Source organism: Dactylosporangium thailandense (assembly GCF_059739745.1).
This window is the reverse complement of sequence record NZ_AP029195.1, coordinates 9,503,969-9,520,772: the sequence shown is the minus strand read 5'-3', so window position 1 is coordinate 9,520,772 and position 16,804 is coordinate 9,503,969. Positions and strand designations below refer to the sequence as shown.

At 68.2% G+C, this 16,804-nt stretch carries 7 protein-coding genes and 1 pseudogene; 3 read left to right on the top strand and 5 right to left on the bottom strand.

Annotated elements, in window-relative coordinates; genetic code table 11:
• Positions 1–11: 11 nt before the first annotated feature.
• From AC6JBM_RS42315 to AC6JBM_RS42305, 3 genes and pseudogenes are all read right to left on the bottom strand, one after another.
• Positions 12–2,264, bottom strand: coding sequence for an MBL fold metallo-hydrolase (locus AC6JBM_RS42315; RefSeq protein ID WP_497979402.1), 2,253 nt, complete (start codon positions 2,262–2,264; stop codon positions 12–14).
• Entirely contained in the window at positions 2,261–8,653 is a 6,393-nt protein-coding gene (locus AC6JBM_RS42310; RefSeq protein WP_497979401.1) for a hypothetical protein, read from the bottom strand. Before AC6JBM_RS42310 ends, AC6JBM_RS42315 begins: the two co-directional genes overlap by 4 nt.
• A 345-nt stretch (positions 8,654–8,998) precedes the next feature.
• Positions 8,999–10,370 (bottom strand): annotated as a pseudogene (locus AC6JBM_RS42305) (ISNCY family transposase); the annotation flags it as partial.
• A 129-nt stretch (positions 10,371–10,499) separates the two neighbouring features.
• Between AC6JBM_RS42305 and AC6JBM_RS42300 the strand changes: the two are divergent.
• The gene (locus AC6JBM_RS42300; protein ID WP_497979400.1) at positions 10,500–12,920 is read left to right on the top strand and encodes a DISARM anti-phage system protein DrmE domain-containing protein; all 2,421 of its coding nucleotides are present in this window, start codon (positions 10,500–10,502) and stop codon (positions 12,918–12,920) included.
• 705 nt (positions 12,921–13,625) lie between these two features.
• On the opposite strand, the gene AC6JBM_RS42295 is transcribed toward AC6JBM_RS42300, so the two are convergent.
• Complete coding sequence (locus AC6JBM_RS42295; RefSeq protein WP_497979399.1) at positions 13,626–15,074, bottom strand: tyrosine-type recombinase/integrase; 1,449 nt, start codon at positions 15,072–15,074, stop codon at positions 13,626–13,628.
• Positions 15,071–15,373, bottom strand: coding sequence for a helix-turn-helix transcriptional regulator (locus AC6JBM_RS42290; protein ID WP_497979398.1), 303 nt, complete (start codon positions 15,371–15,373; stop codon positions 15,071–15,073). The genes AC6JBM_RS42295 and AC6JBM_RS42290 overlap by 4 nt, the downstream gene beginning before the upstream one ends.
• 17 nt (positions 15,374–15,390) lie before the next feature.
• Here AC6JBM_RS42290 and AC6JBM_RS42285 point away from each other — a divergent pair, with 17 nt between their 5' ends.
• Together AC6JBM_RS42285 and AC6JBM_RS42280 are read left to right on the top strand one after the other, a co-directional pair.
• On the top strand, positions 15,391–16,020 hold the full coding sequence (locus AC6JBM_RS42285; RefSeq protein ID WP_497979397.1) for a hypothetical protein: 630 nt from the start codon (positions 15,391–15,393) through the stop codon (positions 16,018–16,020).
• 149 nt (positions 16,021–16,169) lie between these two features.
• Positions 16,170–16,778 (top strand): AfsR/SARP family transcriptional regulator, encoded by a 609-nt coding sequence (locus tag AC6JBM_RS42280; protein WP_497979396.1) that lies wholly within the window; start codon positions 16,170–16,172, stop codon positions 16,776–16,778.
• The last annotated feature ends 26 nt before the right edge of the window (positions 16,779–16,804 follow it).

Sequence of the window (16,804 nt, the reverse complement as noted above, 5' to 3'; positions counted from 1 at the left end):
GCCGAGCCAGCCTACCGGTGCGTTGTCCAGCGCGCGGTGGGTACGACCGCATGGCCATGCCAGCGTAGGTGGTCGGCGAAGTCGCGCTGTGCGGAGGCGATGCCGTGGACGAGCATGACCTGACGAGGGCTGACGTCGGCGATGATCGAGGTGAGCCCGCCACGATCGGCGTGGGCGGACAAGGCGAATTGCTTCACGGTGGCCCGGACCTCTATCGGGTCGCCCTCAAGGCTGAACATCGAGGACTGGTTCTCGGCGAGGGCGAGCAACTCGGCGCCAGCGGACTCCTCGTCCTGGTAGCCAGATACCAGCAGGGCCGCCTTCGGGTCGGGCAGCAGCCACCGGGCCCAGGTCACCGCGGGTCCGCCGACCAGCATTCCCGAGGTGGTGACGATGACTCCTCGGCGCATCGCGAGGTACTGCTCACGTCGGGTACCTGGAGCGACCTCGCGGACGTCTTCGCTGAAGATGGTCAATGGGTTGTCCCTACCGGCGGTCTGCTGTTCGTAGATACGCGAGATCTCCTTGGCGAGGCCGTCGACGAGGACCGGGACGCCCGGGAGCTCTTTGCGGAGGGTAAGGATGACCTCTTGGGCGCGCCCGAGCGCGAATGCCGGGACTAGGACACGTCCGCCGTCGTTGACGGTGTCCCGGACGGTGCGGATGAAGTTTTCTAGCTCGCGGGCACGGGGCGCGCCGCCCTTCCTGCAGTAGGTGGACTCGATGACAAGAAGGTCGCTGCCGCGAGCGGCGTCGGGCACGACGAGTCCCGACACCGACGCCTGGGCCTGAGCGGGATGTGACACGTCGCCGGTGACGGTGACACGCGACGGGCCGGCGGTGATGACGACGCCTGCGGCGCCGAGAATGTGCCCCGCCGGAAACAGCTCGGCGGTCACCCCGTCAGCAATCTCGACGACGCGCCCGAGATCGACCCGGCGGATGCGGTTGAGAGCGGCGAGCACCTGCGCAGTGCGGTATGGCGGTTCGTCGGCAGGCTCGCCCGACTGCACGCGCTCGTGACCGGTCCGTTCAAACACTTTGACCGAGTCGTTCCACATTGTTGGCAGCAGCGCTGCAGTGTCGGCGGTGGCGAGCACGTCCATGAACGGGTACCGGGATACCAGCACTGGCACGAAGCCAGCGTGGTCGTTGTGCGCGTGTGTGATGATGACTGCGTCGACCTCGCGGCCGTCGCCAAGGACGGCGTCGAGTTCGGGCGGTCCGATCCGTGACAACCGCTGTTTGGGGCGGGTGCCGCAGTCGACGAGGATCCGGGCGTCGCCGGCCTCGACGAGGATGCACGACCCACCGATGTCGGTGCCGCCCCCAAGTGGGGTCACAGTGATCTCGCGTGGATGAATGAATAGGTCTGCCGGCCGTCTGACCGGTGCGGCGGGAACGGTGATGGCGTCGAGCGCGGCGAGGAATGCATCGACATCGATGGCTGCTCGGGTGAGCGCTTCGGCGACGAGTTCCTCGACGGGCGCACGGGCCGTGACCGTGCCCGCCTTTTCAGGCCCCGTGTCAGGTCCGATCTCTAGGCTGTCCTGTCGGTCCAGCTCGCGGACGTCGTGTTCGGGCTCGGGCGCCTGTGCCGGACGCAACGCTCGGGCAAGGACGGCCGCGGCGTGGACGACGTCGCCGGACAGGGCGGCAGTATGCGCACGGACAGCGATTAGCTCGACGCGCAGCGCCTCGGCTGCGGTGAGCGCCTCATCACGGTCGGACAGGGCGGCGTCGCGTTCAGCCTTGACATCGCGCAATTCTTGCCGGGCATACTCAAGCTGCCCGCGAGCCTGGTCGCGGTGGACGCGAACACGTTCGAGGTCGCGTTGTAGACGCGTCGCGCGTCGATCGTCGGCGGAGCGCCCATTCGGGCTGGGCGAGCTTGTTGCGGTTGCCCGCCGGCGTTCCGTAGCAGATTGCCGCGCGAGCTGCTCGGTCGCTGGGGGCACGAGCGCGGCCTGGTCGGTACTGAGCTGTCTGGCGGCGGTAGCGGACGTCTCTGCGTCGGGCGACAGCAGGTTGTCGAGCAGGACATGGCAGCTCTGCGCGGCGCGCAGGTGGTCTTCGTAGTCGCGGGACAGCTTGACGCGCAGGCTCGGCTGGGCGGCGATGATGGTCAGCAGGTTCGTCCGATTCAGGGAGATGAACTCGTTCCGGTCGATGTTCTTGCCTGCCAGCGTGCTGCTGGACAGCGCTACGTCGGCCGCCTCGCCGATCAAAGTGACGAGCAGCTGCCCGGGACTACTGAACGTCACCGGGCAGCTCCAGCAGCTCTGGCTGCGACCGGCTCGAGGCGCAGCTGCCCGTCCTCGGTGGCGACGATCAGGACGCCTAGGGTGCGGAACACGTCGATGACCGCGCTGGTTGTTCCGTATCCAGCTGCGCCGAGCCGTTCTGGGGTAAGGGCCGCGTAGCGCTGGTCGCCGGCGGACGACTCCATGAGCTCGGCGAAGGTGCGAGCGTCGGCTACATCGTCCAACAGTTCGGTGACGAGGAAGTCCCATCCCGCGCGCAGCACTTCGTCGGCGTGTACACCGAGCGCGGCGAGGAACACGTTGGCGTTGGCGGGCTGACCCAGCCAGGTGCGAAGGTCACCGAGCGCGTCTGTGCGGTCGGTGTCCGGCTCACCGGTGGACGCCTGAGCGACCCGGTTGAGCAGCATCGGCCAGCCGCCCGACACCGACAGGAGGTCGGCCCGGGAGGCGTCGTCCTGGAAGGGGATGGTGGTCTCGTTCAGCCATAGGCGCAGGCCGGTGTTGTCGTAGCGGTGTAGAGCGGTCAGGTTCGACGAGGCGTCAGCTTCGGCGTTTGCCCGTACCCATAGCGGCGCCTGCATGGCGTCGGTGATGAGGATGATACCGACCGTTCCGCCAGCGCGGGCCGCGATCTGCTGGCGGGCGAGCGACCATGCGTCGAGCGCCAACGCATGAGGGGCGCTCCGAAGGTTGACAAGCACGACGGTGTGCCCTGGGTTCATTGCCGCCGAGCGGCAGACGTTGTCGAGGTTAGTGGTGGTCGCTTCCTTGATCGGGATCGACCGGGCGCCGTACACGGCGTGCTCGCTCTCGTCGCGCAGCACGCGTGCACAGTAGTCAACGGTGAGCGCCTCGCTGCCGGCGATGACTCGGACCTGGTTCCGGGTGGCGAGCAGGTCCGCGATTTGCGCCGAAGTGAGCGGGCTACGCATGTTTACGTTGCCCGCGAACGGCGGGCGCAGCAGCGACCCGTCGAAGCTGTCGGGCAGCGGTGTCGACTCTGCCGCATCGAGCACATCGTCCACCTCCTCGCGGGAGCCGAGGAGCGAGAGCACGTTCGGCGTGCGTAACCGGTACCTGCCCTCGGTCGAGGCGTATGACAGCACGCCGAGCGCGACGCACTCGTCGAGCAGGGCGCGGAACTCGCCTGTGCGTACCTCCTCTGCCGCGAAACCCTGCGGCCACCACAGCTCGCATTGGCCGCGCAGTTCGGTCGGGGTGAGCGCAGACCCGACGCCATACGTATGTGCATAGTAGGCGACGGCATAGGCGATGATCTTGTATCGGGGGTCGAGGTTGAGCGTCCAGTCGAATCGCTTGCGGAAGCTCTCGCGCAGGCTTTCGTCCGACCATACTGCCTCGACATCGTCGACCATGACGATCTGCGGCAGCGTGGCAAGCGCGCCTCGTCGCTGCAGGTGCATCAACAGCTTGGCGCCGAACAGTTGGATGAGCGACGGCTGATTGTTCGCCAGGGCGAGGACGCGGGCGGCGACGTTGCCGTCCTCAAACCGGTACCCGAGCGCGTGCAGAGGATCGGTGAGCAGGTCGTAGGCGTGCTGCGGGGTGAGAGGGCCGACGCACACTGGGTCGCCGAAGTGCGCGAGCGGGTGGTTCGCGAGCCGTTCGAATCGTGCGGTCTGGTGCAGTCCAGCGAAGACGACCTTGACGGCACGCTCGGTCCGCTCCATGAGTTCACGGAACGCGTTGACATGCGTGAATTTGCCCTCTTTAGCATCGGCGTCGAGAAAGAAGTCGGACTCGTCCAGCAGCAGGAGCAGCTGCCGCCCTGGGACGGCTTTGACCCAGCTGATGATGTGGCCGGTTACGGCGGCGGCGACATCGCCGGCGGGCATGTCCTCGGGCACTATCGCCTTCTCCGCCAGCCGCGGCCACAGCGTCGTCCACACCTTGTGCGCGGGGATGACGCCTTGTCCGACCTTATAGATCGACTGGTAGATCGCCTCGCGATGCTCGCCCTCGTTGAACTTGCGGGCTGCGGCGCGGAGTAGGGCAGACTTACCAAGCTGCCGCCCGCCGTAGACAATGCATGAGCCCATCATGTTCGCGACCCGGTCGAGTTCCTCGGTGCGCCCGTGGAACATCTCGACGGGCACTAGTCCGGCGACGTCCGGCGTGAACGGCGTCGAGGAGGCGAACGGCAATGTGATGGCCATGGTGGTGTCGCGCCGCGGGGTGGGCTGCGCGGCGAGGTAGCCGAACGCGGCCTGATCGACGACCACGGTTGTTGGCAGCTTCGGACCCGAGCGCATCCGTGTGGCGAGGTCGCGGCGGGCATCGACTCCGAGAGTGCCGAAGTACAGTACCAGCACCGAATGGTCTGCCGGCTCGTCGCGCAGTAGCTCGACCAGACGCCCCGGTGTCGGTGAGCCCCACACAGCGAGGACGCGGAGCGTGTCGCCAGTCGGGCTGATCTTGGACCCGAACGCCGGAATGAGCGCGTCGCCTTCGGTGCCCCGCACACCCGTCAGGTGCATCCATGAGCTGACCCCCAACACCTGTCCCTTACGGTGCGGCGGCGTGTTCGCCTTCGCGGCGAGGAACCCGAGCTGCTCAAGGACCGGTTTGACCTGCGACACCTTTGCATCGAGGGTGCGCGCCCCGGCGAGGTTCACCCATTGATCGAGGCGGCTGGCGGATGTGGAGCGTCGAGCAATGGCGCCCAGGTCGATGCCAGCGCCGTCCAGGACGTCCGCGAGCGGGCCGGCGTCGGGGTTGCGGCCGGCGTCGATGGCGCGCTTGAGTTCGGGGAGCGCCGAGCGTCCGCGGGCGGCGGCGAACATCGCCGGGAACGCCGGGAAGAAGAGAGCGAGGTGGTCGGCATCGGTTCGCGGGGCAGGCAGCTCACCGCGCGAACGGATCGTCTCGATGTACTCGTCGGCGGTCGTGATGTCCTCGGAGGCGATGCAGTCTGATATGCGGGCAGCCTGTTCGTCGGTGAGCACAGAAGCGGACTGCAGGTCGGCCAGTTGCTGCCACTTCGCTTCAATAGTTGCCCCGACGGCTTTCGAGCGTTCCTCCTCGACGACTGCGAGCTCGGCCTCCATGACGTCGAAATCTGGTCGTGCGCCACGGCTGTTGGGCTCGAGCGCGCGGGCGCGAATCGACAGCCGTGACCACGCATCGGCGTCGAGGCGCCCGAAGCGGCGGTCGGAGTCGATGCGTGCGGCGAGCGCGGCGACGTGCTCGTCGAGGGTGTCTGTAGCGGCGGCGACGTCCCGGTCGCGAATGGTGGAGATCCGGCGTGCCTGCTGAGCGTCGTGTCCGCGAAGCATCTCAATTATGACGGCGGTCCCGACGTGGTCACCGCGTTCGGCCCGTCGGTTGAACGCGGCGGTCCAGCCGGCGGCGTCAGCGCGTAGCGCCGCCGCAGCCGCGGCGATGTCGGTGACGGTGACCGCCCGGCGAGGTGCGAGCATCGGAACGGTGGTGAGTGGCAGGTCGTGCGCGAGCGCAAGCATGCCGTGGTCGACCCGGTCAGCGGCCAGCTCTGTGCCGGAGTCCGGCTGCGCGCCGACCGTGAGCAGGTCCAATGAGCTCTTGAGCAGTTCCAGACCGGCGTCGGTGGCGACGTTTTGGATGGCACGGTCAGCGCCGGCCAGCGGCGCGAGCTCCGAAAGGGCGGCCTCGCGGGTGGCGCCGACCCGGGCACGCAGCTCGGCAATCTGTCCAGACATCCATCCAGTCTTGGTCGACTGCGTCAGCCCCTCGGTCGTCTCGACCCAGGAGGCGAGAAGGTCCGCGACGTCCGTGGCACGTTCGATGATCTTGTCGCGAGAGCGGGCCTCGATTCGCCTCGTCTGCCGCGCGTGCGGGGCTCCGCGGTCGATAGCGGCCTCGAGTTCGCTGCGCGAGCGGAGCTCGGTGACACGGGAACGGACGAACTTGAGGTCCTCAGGCCGGCGCGAGCCTGACGCGACGATCGACAGAGCCGCGCCGAGGTAGCCGGTAGTTTCCATCCATGCCTTGAAGAGTTCGGTCGCGGCAGCGTACCGGATACTGCGGGCGTACGCGGTATCGAGCATCGTACGGGCTGTCTCGACGAGGTCGGCGTGTTCGCTCTCAAGCTTGGCGGCCTCGGCGACAGCGTTGGAGCTGTGTGGGGTGAGGTAGGCGCCGCTGTAGATGCACGTCAGGAGCGCGTCGGTGAGTTGTTCGGCTGCTGGTCCGGACTTTACGACGGCTGGGCACATGTCACGCAGCAGGTCGGCCGCGCCGGTGGTCGGCGACAGCAGGCCCGCTCGGACGGACGCGGCGTACGCAACCATTTGGGCGCCGGGAAGCTCGCGCAGCGCGGAAGCGTCGAGGTTGGCGACGAGATCCTTGAACACGGCGGCGTTGGGGCCGATCGAGGTGCGCATTGCCAGCGCGTGCGCCGCCATACGGTGTGCCGCGCCGACAACATCGGGTTCGCCCACGGTCTGGCAAAGCCAGCCGGCAAGCGCATACTGCCGCGAGGTCATCAGTGACTCGTACAGCGCGGTCACGTCGATTTCGTTATGGGCGCCGGTCTCCTGAACCACGGTATCGGCGTCGGAGGCGTCCGGTGTGATGGGGCCGGGGGCGCTGTGGACGCGGGCGTCGTCAGCGATCGGAACCGCGAGGTCGAGATCCGCGAGCACCTCATCGATACTCGGTTCCTGCCCGGCCTGTGCGTCCCAGGCGGTTGCGTAGGCCACAGCCGCCTCCGACGACTCGACCGGGTCCGGAGCGCCGTCGAAGCCGTCCGCCGCTGTAAGGTCGTAGTCGGCAGTGTTGTCGGGAACGCCGGTGCCGTCCCACTCGGCATCGGACGCGGTGACCACCAACGCCTCGGCTGCGGGAGCAGCGACATCCCCGACGTTTTCGCGGCCGGGTCCGCCGGTCCTCTCGAATGCGAGCTCAGACCTGTTTGCCCGCTCAACTGCTAGCGCCCGGTCGCCCGCAGCCGCGTTGACGGCATTGGTTCCGATCGGCATGTCGGCCTGGTTGTCGCTGCCACTCACGGCTGAGGTGGGTCCGAGTAGGGCTGCACCGTGGTCTTCTGTGGCGGGCGGATTCAGGGCGAGGACGCCGTTGGAGGCGAGCATGACGAGCACCGCGGCCGTCGGCAGTCCGGTCTGCACAATCCGGACCAGGTCAGCGGACCGCTGCGGATCGCTGCCGCCGAGGTCGATGGCGGTGACGAGCGCGTCGAGCGCCGCAAGGAGGACCGGGTCGGTGTCGGCGTCGACGCTGGCGGCGAGTTCGCCGATCTGCGACGCCTCTGCTACGACGTATTCAGGCGCGCTTAGGCTGGTCAGCCGCGACACGCGGTCCAGGACAGTCGCGGCCGTATGCACCGACGCGGCGGTGGCAAGGTCGTCCAGGGCTTGTTCAAGGGTGTCGGCCACTGGTGAGCCGGTGGTATCGGCGACGGATGCAAGCAGCGCTCCCATGTCCGTCGCGAGCGAGCCCAGCGTTTCGATGGCACTCGATGAAGGAGCGCGTCCGGCGGCTACGTCGGCGTTGAGAGCTGTGAGCGCGACCTGGAAAACCTCGCTGTGGCGGGCTTGGAAATCCGTTACGGCGGTGGTCAGCGCCCCAATGAGGCTGAGCGAGTCGTCGCTGTCGGCCTTGGTGTCGGTGGCGCCGTCCGCTTCGGCGCCCATCGCGTCGATCTTACTGGTCCGTTCGAGGTCAGCCACCAAATCGCACAGCTGCGACAATGGCACCGGCCGCTCGGGAAGTTCGGGTAGCCGCTCGCGAACCAGGGTCCAGACGTCGGCCACCGTCTGGTGCTGGGCATTGGTCCAGAACGTCGGCGGCTCGGCGATCAGCCACGCGAGCGCAGCGACGGCCCCGGCGTGGCCGGTGCAGATCATCGACGACCACACCGCGGTGCGCACCTCGCCAGACACCCCGAACTCGTCGACACCCGTTGCTAGTACGTCCCGGAGGGCGTAGCGGGTGAGGAAGCCCAGCCTTGGCCCGTCGGCGCGGAGCAGCGCCGCGAGTTCGGCGCGCTCAAGCTCGGAGCTCTGCATAGCCGAAGTGACCCCGTAGTGGAGGGCATCATGCAGCGCCCACTCCACGCGGTCCTCGTCAAGTTTGGCGAAAGCAGTTCGCAAGGCTTGCGCTATCGCAGCCGATGGCGCCGTGGCACTCTTTTGGAGGGTGCGGGTGACACGGGCTTTATCGCGCACGGACAGCCGATGTATCTCCGTGGTCAACTCTCGCAGGGGTAACCGGGTAGCCGCTGTTTTGCCTAGCCGCGCTGGGCGGAGCGCCCGCTGCTCGTCGGCCGTCAGGCCGAGGTCGTGTGTGTCGGCGTGTCTGTCATCGTCGGAGTGAACGCCAGCGAGATCCGGCCCGTGGACGATGCCAATTCGCTGCGACAATTCCGCCACGTGTACTCCTTCGTTCGACCAAGCCGACTCCTGCGAGAGGCTGCCGACCCCGGCGGTACGCCCTTAGGTCCCCTCCAAGAATCTGCCTGGCGCCGATGATCATGTGTCGAGGCAGGCTTGACGGTTTGGGTGGTGGCCATCGACGCCGTGCGTGCTCCATACGGTACACAGGGTGGCGAAGATCTTGGCGCCACCGGTTCGTCGCTCAGTCATGCCGAGGCGGGTAGTTACTTCAACCTGAAGATGTGAGTGGCGCCAGATGGGAGCGTCGGCCGAGGTTGTGGGTTGCTGTCTGGGCGGCTTGCTGGATCTGGTCTCACACTCTGGCGGCGGTGAGAGCAGTGATTTGGTGAGGTTGTGGGCGAGGATGCCGTAGCCGCACCAGATCCCGGCGCCGGTGAGTCCGTCGAGGCGGGTGTGGTGCAGGTCGTAGCGGTGTTTGAGGTGGCGGATGCGGCCTTCGCAGCCGGTTCGGCATTTGACGAGGCGCCGGAAGCCGGTTGCCGCGCGTGGGCTCGGCGGGCGGTGTCGGTGGTGCCCTTGCGTGGGATGGCGACCGTTTGCATGCCGGCGTCGAGCAGGGTGGTCTCGACGCTGGCTTCGCCGTAGCAGCGGTCCGCGGCCGCGGCCCGTGGAGCACCACCGGTGCGGCGGGTGATCCGTTCGATCGCGGGTGGCAGTTGCGGGGCGTCGGCTGGGTTGCCCTCCTCGACTGTGTGGTCCAGGACGATGCCGTCGGCGTTGTCGACGATCTAAGCCTTGTAGCCGAACTCAATGGGTTTGCCGAAGCGTCCCTCGACGATCGGGCGGCCATCGGGGCGTGGAGGCTGACCAGGCGGGTCGCGGAGTCGGGCTTGCTGCCGGCCAGGCGGATGCACGCCTGAGCGATCACGGTGTCGGTACGGTGGAGCATCACGGTTAGTTCGTTGACCGCCCGGCGCAGCCGTCCTCTGGCCCGACCTGTCATGCGGGCCACGGCGCGTCGGGCTTCGTCTAATTAGCACTGCCTGCGCCTCGGTCGCGCTCTACCGGGCCAGGCTGACAAGTTGCCCGGTGATTCGGGCGACGACGGCTTGCGCCTGTTCACGGGCCTGAGCACCACGCAACCGCAGGGGCGCGGCGATCGAACGGACGCGCCGCCCAGCCGCCCGGGTGCGGTCCCGGAACGGGGTCCACGACGCGGCGCCTACGGCCCTGATCCGGCTGACGAAGCGGGAGATCCGCGACACCGCCCGGGCGAGGAGCCCGGTGTCGGTGGGGTAGTCAACGTTCGCCGACACCACGGTGGTGTCGGCGCGGACTTTTCCCGTCTTCACCACCCTCGCCTCGACCGCCTTCGCGAGGAGTTCTTCGTTGAGCGCGGCGATCGCCGGCTCACCACAGCGGGTGGTGATCTTCATCAGCGTCGTCGGGTGTGGCAGCCGACCGTCGATATCGATGCGGCAGAACCGCCGCCACGAGATCGAGTCGAACACCTCCGCGCACGCGACTCGTAGCCGAGGCGGTAGCGGTGTTTGAGGAACATCAGCCGCAGGTAGGTCTCCATTGGCACGCTCGGCCGGCCCATCCGGGCCGAGAAGTGCGGGACGAACGGGGCGACGAACCGCTCATCGTCCAGCCACGCATCGACCCGCTCCGGGTCCGCCGGGAACCGCAGGCACACCTCGGGCAGCACCGACTCCCACAACGACGGCTGCACGTTCCGCGTCCGCAACATGACGCAATGCCTTGCGCGTCAACGACTTTCCTGCCCCCGTTCATTGTGGTCACCCGGCGTGTCCGGCACGGCCGGACACGCCGACCACCGTCGATCTACTTTCCAGGTCGAAGTAGTTAGGGTAGCCAAATGCTAATCCAGCCCTCGTCGCGGTTTGCGCAACTGCTGATTGCGGGGCATCTCGGGCGGCAGGTCGGCGCCCGAACGCAGCGTCTCGGCCCGACGGGGGTCGACGTCGAACTGCTCGACGCGGCCGACCGTGCGCTGACGACCCGGACCCCGCTGGCGGTCGTTCTTCCGGTGTCGGGTAGTCCTGCTGCGGTCGTCCTGGGCGCGGAGACGGTGCTGCGCGCCGCACTCAACCGCGGCCGGACGGACGTGCGGATCGCCGTCGCCTCGGCCGCGCTGACCGACCGAGCCCTATATGATCAGCTGACGCTTCGCGGCCAGCGGCTCGCGTCGCTGGTACCGCGGGCGCGGATCTCAGCCGACGGGACGATCGACGTCGCCGGTGGCGAGCCCGCACGGGTTCCGGGGCGATTATTTCTCACGAGCGATGCCGAACGACTGCTGCCCCTGCTGGACACGCTGGAAGCCATCATCGTCGACGCGGGCGCCGTCGACGGGCGCGTGCTGGAGGCGCTGCTGGTCAACGCCCGTCGCCGCGCGCCCGTAGTGTACGCCACCGACGACCCATTCGACGCCGCACTCGCAACCGTGCGCGCTGCCGGCGGTCTGGTGTGGTCGTGGGACGCGACCGCGCTCGGGATGCTCTCGCACTCGGTGGTTAGCCCCAAGGACACAGGTCCGCTGCCGCCGCTACTAATGGCATCCCCAACGCTGGCAGCGGCCGGGTCGTCCACGATCGCTGTGCACATCCCGACACGCGGTAGCGACCTTGACGACGCCCTAGCCGCGTTGTGGTCGGCCCTCGGCGCGCTTGCACGCGCCGTTGGAACATTGGAGGCATCCCTGGGCGCCGTGCGATGGGCGTGGGGAGTGTTCAACACCCTCGCGCTCCTGCCGGTCACCCCGGCTCGGTACGACCGGCATGTCGGCCGAAACCCTTATCTCCTTACGATCACCGACGCACCTGAGATCGCCCGTCGGCACGCGTCGCACGCGCCTTCCAGCAGCCAGGTGGCGTGGGCGTCAGTCGCCGCCGCGATCCGCTCAGCGGTAGCCGCCGCTGAGACCCTGCCGCGGGAGCATGAGTTGGCGCCCGTCGTCGGTGCCGCAGCCGAACAGCGGCGCCGGTGTGCTGTTGTAGTCCGTAATCGCATTGCTGCATCGGCGCTGCGTGCGGCACTGCGCGAATCGCCGCACACGCCGCTCGGATGGGACGACTGGGTCAGCGTGCTCGGGCTGGAGCAGCTCGGCAAGGTCGCCGCCGTCTCGGTCTGGGACCAACTCGTCGTCGCCGGAACGATCCCGCGCTCTCGGGCGGGGTTGCTGGCCGCGCCGCCCGCGTCAACGGTCACTGTCGTGGCTTGTGGGCCTGCCGAGGGTGCCCGCATGGCTCGCCAAGCCGCGGCGGCGCGACGCGCGCTAGCGTCGCTGCGGCGCGAGACCGTTGAGGTGTCCGCGCCGGTGCTCGGCGTCCGGCTGGCATCGGTCGAGCTGGACGAGCACCCTGCCGATGCCGTGTACGTAGTCGAGAACGACGTCGAGCGTGTACTGACCGACCAGGAGACTGGTGACGGCCCTGGGGTGTGGCAGCCGTTCGCCGTTGACCTGATCGCGCTGATCGAAGCAATCCGCGCCCGAGACGATGACGGCACACGGGCCGCAGCACAGCGTGACCCCGGGGGCGTTACCGAGGTCATCACGGTGTACCTCGACGAAATGGGGACCGGGGAACGGACTGCGCTTCTGGCGAAGGCGAACGACCTACTGACGCGCCGCTGTGGCGTCGAGCTGCACCGGGTCGCGGCCAAGAGCCTCGAGGCCGGCGACACAGTCGTCCTGGTCGACAACGCCGCGCGGCGTGACCTGCGCGAGACGATCTCGGCAAAGCTGGCCGAGCGACCCGAGTATGCGGTGCTGACCGCCATGATCGATTTGTGGCACGAACGTGCCGCGCTGGCCGGGCAGACCTCGGGGATGACGTACAAGGGGATTCTTGCGCGGATGGCAGGGACCACGATCAGCTCACCCGGCACGATCGGCAACTGGGTCAACGGTGCGGTCGACGGACCGGCAGACGGCGACGACATCACCAGGTTCGCTCGCGCGGTTGGCGACGCGACCCTTGAGCGGTACGCGCCGCAGGTCGTGTGGGCACTACGCACCATGCACCGGGTCGAGCGCCGCCTCGGGCGTTGGCTCGCCTTACGTGTCGACGCCGCAGCAACCAGCACCGGTGATGCAGTCGTCGACGCCGAGCTTGGCGTGCATGTCGCCGACCTGCTCGATTCGATCACCGACCATCTGGTCGTCGACGTCGACCTGCGTCCAGGCCGGTACGCGCCGGCCGACATGCTCGGCGTCGTCCTTCCGGCCAGGACCGCCGACGATCTGGTTGCAGATGCCACCACGCCCGCCCGATAGCTGACGATGCGCGGAGCCTTGCCAACCCTCGGCGCCTTGCAACCCACGTCGGTCCGATGCTGGTGCTGGAGTAGTGGTCGAGCCGATGTTGCTGTGCGCTGGGGGCCATCGAGTGGCATGGCCGGAGCGGCCATGTGCTCCGTGGTTGCTCGGACGTCCGCCACCACGGCGACAGCAAGGTTGCCACCGGGGGATCATTGAGTCCTTCCGCGTAACGTGTTGATCGGTGAGGGTTTCATATGGTGCGGCTGGCGTTCGGTGTGGAGCAGGACGAGTGCTGCGGCGACGGTCTTCCCGAGCCGCCAGGGAGACAGGCTGACGTTGCGCATGCCTTGAAGGTCATCTTGAACAGGGCGTTGCCGCGTTCGGCGACGGCGCGGGTAGCGTTGTGGGCCTGGTTGAGTTGCTGTTGAACGAGGGTGAGCCTGCCCGAGCACTACCGCGCATTCCTGACCCGGGTCGTCGCGGGCCTCACCGACCCGGCGTACGGCGTCTTGTGTCGGCCAAGGGCCGCTGGTACCGGCCCCGCACAGAGGTGGATGCCGTGGCGTAGCCGGACACGAGGCGGTCTGGCTAGATTCGCGAGAGCATCAGCAATCGGACCTGCCTGGCTGTCGCTGTCCGTCGCGGAGTCGCTCAGTACGATCTCCAGGCTGGACTAACACCCGGAAGCTGGCCGCTGCGCCGGGCTCGACCACCTGCTGCCTACCGCCGCCTGGGCACCAACGCGGCTGCCGCCTCGGCAGCATCCTTGGCGACCTGTGGCAGGACCGATGTGTACGTGTTCGCGGTCAGCACGATGGTCGAGTGGCGCAGCATCGCCTGGACGGTTTTGATGTCGGCGCCGCCGGCGAGGGCGAGTGTGGCGGCGCCGTGTCGGAGGTCGTGGAGCCGTATCGGTGGTAGGCCGGTTTCGGCGACAGCTTCCTTGAAGCGGCGGGTGACGTAGTCAGGGTGGATCATGCTGCCGTCTTCGCGTGTGAAGACGAGGCCGGTTTCGACCCAGGCTGCGCCGGCTTGCTCGCGGAGGTCGTCCTGGAGTTCGAGGTGTTCGCGGAGCAGCCGAACGGTGATGGTGTCCAGGGCGATGGTGGCTTCGCTGCCGTCGGTCTTTGGGGCGGTGAGGTTGAGTTTCCAGGCTTCGACGACCACCTGGTGCCGGACGGTCAGGGTGAGAGCGTCGAGGTCGAGGTCGGCGCGGTGCAGGCCGCACGCCTCGCCGCGGCGCAGTCCGCGGAGGGCGATCAGGTGGTACATGGCGTAGAGCGGGTCGTCGATGATGTGGTCGAGGAACGCGCCGGTCTGTTCAGCGGTCCATACCATGACCGGTGACGGGATGTGGCCAGTGCGCCGCCATTCGGCGACGCGCTGGTCGGTCCAGATGAGTGGCTTCGCGGACCGTACCGGCGGCAGTTCGACGTGGGTGGCCGCGTTGTACGTGATCATCTGGCGGCGCATGGCGGCGTTGAGCGCAGCCCGCAGCGTGGCCTGGATGCGTCGTTGCGCGGCCGGTCCGGCGGGCTTCATAGTGCGGCGGTCGCCGTCGAAGCGCTGGCCGAGGTCCAGGTCGGGGTCGGCGAGGTACGCCTGGAAGGCTTCGTTGTGAGCGTTGATCGCGTCGAACATGGCGGCGACGTGTTTGCCGGTGAGGCGGACCAGTTTGATGTGGCCGAGGTGGGGCTTGAGGTACTTGCGGATGTTGTCGGCGTAGTTGCGGCGGGTCGTCTCGCGCAGTGAGCGGCGGCCGGCGAGCCACACGTCGAGCCATTCGCCGACGGTGACGTCGTCATGTTCGCCGTCGCTGTGCAGCAGGCGGCGGGCGGTGGTCTGGTCGGGGAGGGGTTCGCGGCGGCTGATGGCGGCGGCGATGAGGTCGCCGATGCGGGTCGCGTCGGACGGGTCGTCGGCGAGGGCGAGCAGGGTGCGGATGCGGTCGAGTTCGGTGTCGGCGTCGGCTTTGGTGGCGAAGCCGCCGCGGCGCAGCGGGCGGCGTTTGCCGTCCGCGGTTGGCGGGAGTTCGCATTGGTACTGCCAGATGCCGTGCGTCGGGTGCCACGAACCGCCGGGTCGGCGCAGTTTCGGGCACGCGCGGCCGTATGGGCGGCCGGTGGCGGGGTTGGTGCAGCTGCACCGCTTGTAGGTGGTGCCGTTCAACCATGCCTCCTCACGGGCGGTCGGTGCGGGTTGCGGGTCGTGTCGATCGACGCTCCACTTCGCGTGGTGGTCAAGTCGCCGGTACCGGTGGGGTCGACGATGGTGAGCAGGTGGGCGACGGCGACGCGGTAGCGGCGGCCGACTCGCAGGACCGGGACGGGGAAGTCGCCGGCGGCGGCGAGGGCGTAGGCGGTGGAGCGGCCGATACCGAGTACGGCGGCGGCGGTGGGCAGGTCGGTGACGGCGCCGAGGGCGCGGATGTCGTCGACGGTCCAGATGCGTGGTTTGGTGGTGGGCACGGTGGTTCCTCTCGGGCATGGGCTGGGACGATTGCGCAGTGCATGACCCCGCGCGGCTGGTTGACCGCGAGAACTGGTCTGGTGGCTTCTATGAGCTGGACATCGAGCTCGGCAACGTGGGTCCGGACCGGCTGCAGTCGGCGCTGATGTGCCTGTGGGCTGTCGCGCGTATTGAGGGCTGCTACGCCGATCCGCGGACGCTCGGCACGGACCGGCTGGTCTCGGTACCGCTGCGGGCGTCTTCACTCGAGGAGCACGGACTGCTTGCGGGGGCGGTGGCGTTGCCGTCCGGGCATCGGGTGGTTTGTGCGTGTACGTCGGTTGAGTTTGACGGTGGGCAGCGCTGGCTGACGTTGCATCTGCCGCTCGGCGCCCTTGCTCGTACCGATCGGCGGATCGGTGGGTTCCCGTTCGGTGATGACGGGGGCCCGGTGTCGTTGCGCTGGCGGCATCCGCTCGATGCCTGGCTGGGCACCGTCGCGGATGCCGTTCACGCGGAGGTTGGCATCGCCTGCGCCGTGATCGGGTTCGAGATCGACGCCGGGAAGGACGCCGCCTCGTTCGCGGCCGGGCTGCCTGAGCAACGCTGGGAGGCGATCGCACTGCCAGGACCGGACGGCTTGGTGCACACGTCAGCCAACCGGTGAACCGGCGTGGTATGGCATGCCGGCGCTACCGTCTTGTCTATGGGAAGCGGGGGCTTGACCGGCGGTGTCTGGGCCGCCGCGGATCTCCGTTCATCGGCTGAGCCGTTCACCAAGGAGTCGAAGAGAACCGGTCCCACGGGGCGGATCTGGTGACGGGCGATCCGAGGCGCATCGCACTGCCCGTCCGGCTGCGGGTGCTTGGGCGGCCGACGATCGAGGGCGTTCCCGAGGACCATCACGTCCGCCCGCAGTCGCTGGAGTTCTTGACGTATCTGGTCGTCCGAGGTGGCTCGGCCTGGCAGGAGGACATCTTCGATGACCTGATGCCGGAGCCGTCACGGCGGCTGGCGGCGCAACGGCTGCACACGTACACCTACAACCTGCGCCGCACGTTCGTGCTGGTCGGTGGCGAGCGGCCGTACCTGCGGCTGAAGCGTCACCAGTACGTCCTGGACCGCGACGCCTTCGATGTCGACCTTTGGACGTTCCGCGACGCCCTCGCCGAGGCGGAGATGGACGCTGGGGCGGTGTACCGGGCGATGGCCGCGTATGGCGGACCGTTGTCGGCTGGCACCCGGTACCTGTGGATCGAGCGGTACCGCGAGTCGGCCCGTCGCGATTACGTCGACGCGGTGGCCGCTCTCGCCAAGAACCTGACTGGGCGGCCCGACGAGGCCGTACGAGTCCTCAGCGAGGCACTGCGACATCATCCCGACGACAGCGAACTCTTGGACGCTCTTGCACAGGTGCGCAGGTGAGCCCGCCCGGTGCCGCTGTTTGGACG